Origin of the sequence: uncultured Acetatifactor sp., from assembly GCF_948601915.1 — a bacterium.
Classification (GTDB): Bacteria; Bacillota; Clostridia; order Lachnospirales; family Lachnospiraceae; genus Acetatifactor.
Genome location: NZ_CAPDXS010000017.1, coordinates 46,017 through 48,616, shown reverse-complemented (window position 1 = coordinate 48,616; position 2,600 = coordinate 46,017). Strand labels below are relative to the sequence as shown.

Genomic DNA, 2,600 nt, shown 5'->3' with positions numbered 1-2,600 from the left:
TTGGCCCGACTCTCCATTTCCTTGATTATCACGGCCGATTCATGCTTCACTTCATCTTCAACAATTTTCAATAAGTAGTCTTTTGCCTGTTCAGAGGTCAATCCGGAAATTCGTTCCAGTTCCTGCACTCGCTGCTCGTTCAGTTTGGAGACCTCGACCTTGATTTTGTTCAGGTTCTCTTCCTTTGCGGCCAGGCTTGTCTCTCGCCGCTCCAGGGATTCGGTCTTCTTGTCGATGTTCTCTTCCTTCTGCTGGATCCTCCGCTCCGAGCGCTGTACCTCCGCCCGGCGTTCCTTGATTTCCTTGTCCAGTTCGTTCTTGGTCCGAATGGACTCTTCCTTCACCTCAAGCAGCGCCTCGCGCTTCTTGGATTCCGCATCCTTGAGAGCTTCATCGATAATCTCCCTCGCCTTGTCCTGCGCATTGCCGATGGTGGCTTCCGTGGTCTTCTTGTGGTAATTGGAGACTACGAGCGCTGTCACCACTGCGGTCACTGCTGCAGAGACAACGATAGTGATTATAATCTCAAGCATTACAGGAGCACCTCCTATTCCGTTTTCATTGTACATTTCACTGCGCGGCCGCTTCTCGGCCCCGTAGCTTTAGAATGTATGTACAACATTCTAACAAGCAATTCACAACAAATTCAATTCTAACCGCAAATCGCTCTAATGTCAAGCATAAGTCTACGTATTTTATAAAACATCCTCTTATAATCCGGAAGCATTCTTGTAGCATTTGCACAAACCTACAGCCTTTCCGGCCCCTGCGGCTCTATGCCCTGGCCCCCCGTCCTGCCCGGAAGGCCCGAAAAAGGCGGCTCCGCGCCCGGAATCCGCGCAGATCCGCCTTCCTCTTACCAGTCCTCCGACAACAGGGCCTTCCTCACCTGCTCGCAGTCAAAACCCTTCCGCATCAGGTATCCGTACATCCTCTGCCGCTCCTTAGGCTGGGCCGTCCCCCGGTCGAAGCCCTTCTTCGCCAGAAGGGCCTGTATCATGGCCTGCTCGTCCTGGCATCCACCCTCTGCCTCGAAACCGGCCCAGGCGCTCTCCAGCGTGTCCCTGTCGATCCCCCTGCCCAGCAAATCGCTCTCGATCCGTCTGCGGCTCCTGTCCTGTATATGGCAGCGGATGAAATTCTCGGCATAGCGCAGATCGTCCGTATAGCGGAAGCCCTGCACATAGTCCAGGGCCTCCCCTATGATTTCCTCCGGATAGCCTCCTTCTCTCAGCTTATCCCCCAGCTGCCTTACCGTATAGTCCCGGTTCTTCAGGAGGTTCATGGCCCGCAGCTTCGCCCGCTTTGGCAGGATTTCCTCCATAACGGCGCGCAGCGCCTCCTCCTCTATCTCCTCCCCCTGGCGGATCCGGAACCTGTGCAGCTCGCCTCGGTACAATACGAATGTGAGTCCCTCGTCCGTGGATATCCTCATCCGGGACTTGGAGACCTCCGTGATTTCCGTCACCCTCATATCCGCTCCCGAATCCCGGCCGCTCTATCGGGCCTCGGATCCTCCTTCCTCCGCGGAGGGCTCCTTTTCTGTGGCAGACTCTTTTTCCATGGAAGGGCCCTTTTCCATGGAAGGCCCCTTTTCCATCTCCCCATCCGCGGCCTTCGCCTCAGCCTTGGCGGCTCCGCGGCCGCGGCTCCCGGTCCGCCCTGTGGCCTTAGCCTCTGTCTTCGCCCCGTCCTTGCCCGCCGCTTCTTTCCCGGCGGCATCCGCCTCCGCAGCCTCACCGCCGCCGAAGCCGTAGTGGGCCCTCACCTTGTCCTCGATGGCCTTGCAGACTTCCGGATTGTCCCGCAGATACTGCTTCGCGTTCTCCCGGCCCTGGCCTATCTTATTCCCGTCGTAAGCGTACCAGGCCCCTGACTTCACCACGATATTCAGGTTCGCCGCCAGATCCAGGATGTCCCCCTCCTTGGAGATGCCCTTGCCGAACATGATGTCGAACTCCGCTTCCTTGAAGGGAGGGGCTACCTTGTTCTTCACCACCTTGACCCGGGTGTGGTTGCCTATCACCTCGCCGCCCTGCTTCAGGGCCTCCACGCGCCGCACGTCCAGGCGGACGGAGGCGTAGAACTTCAGGGCACGGCCGCCGGTGGTGGTCTCCGGGTTGCCGAACATGACGCCTATCTTCTCCCTCAGCTGGTTGATGAATATCACCGAGCAGTTGGACTTGCTGATGACGGAGGTAAGCTTGCGCAGCGCCTGGGACATGAGCCTGGCCTGCAGGCCCACATGGCTCTCGCCCATGTCGCCGTCTATCTCGGACTTGGGCACCAGCGCCGCCACGGAGTCCACCACCACGATGTCGATGGCCCCGGAGCGCACCATGGTCTCCGCGATCTCCAGCGCCTGTTCCCCGTTATCGGGCTGGGAGATATAGAGGTTGTCGATGTCCACGCCGATATTCTTGGCATATACGGGATCCAGCGCGTGCTCCGCGTCGATGAAGCCCGCGATGCCGCCCATCTTCTGTACCTCGGCGATCATATGCAGGGTCACCGTGGTCTTACCGCTGGATTCCGGTCCGAAGACCTCCACCACGCGTCCTCTCGGCACCCCGCCAAGCCCCAGAGCCAGATCAAGGCTT

General features: G+C 58.6%; 2 protein-coding genes and 1 pseudogene (1 of these 3 only partly in view). All 3 read right to left on the bottom strand.

The genetic code is table 11. From position 1 onward, the window contains the following. A partial coding sequence (locus tag Q2B33_RS04660) for an Rnase Y domain-containing protein (RefSeq protein ID WP_300913882.1) occupies window positions 1–533 on the bottom strand: 533 nt, incomplete at its 3' end. Window positions 534–856: 323 nt separating this feature from the next. Then, window positions 857–1,474: a regulatory protein RecX gene (locus tag Q2B33_RS04655; RefSeq protein ID WP_300564670.1), complete on the bottom strand. Its 618-nt coding sequence runs from the start codon at window positions 1,472–1,474 to the stop codon at window positions 857–859. Window positions 1,475–1,750: 276 nt separating this feature from the next. Then, window positions 1,751–2,600, bottom strand: a pseudogene (recA, locus tag Q2B33_RS04650) (recombinase RecA); its annotated part runs 208 nt beyond the window's last position; the annotation flags it as partial.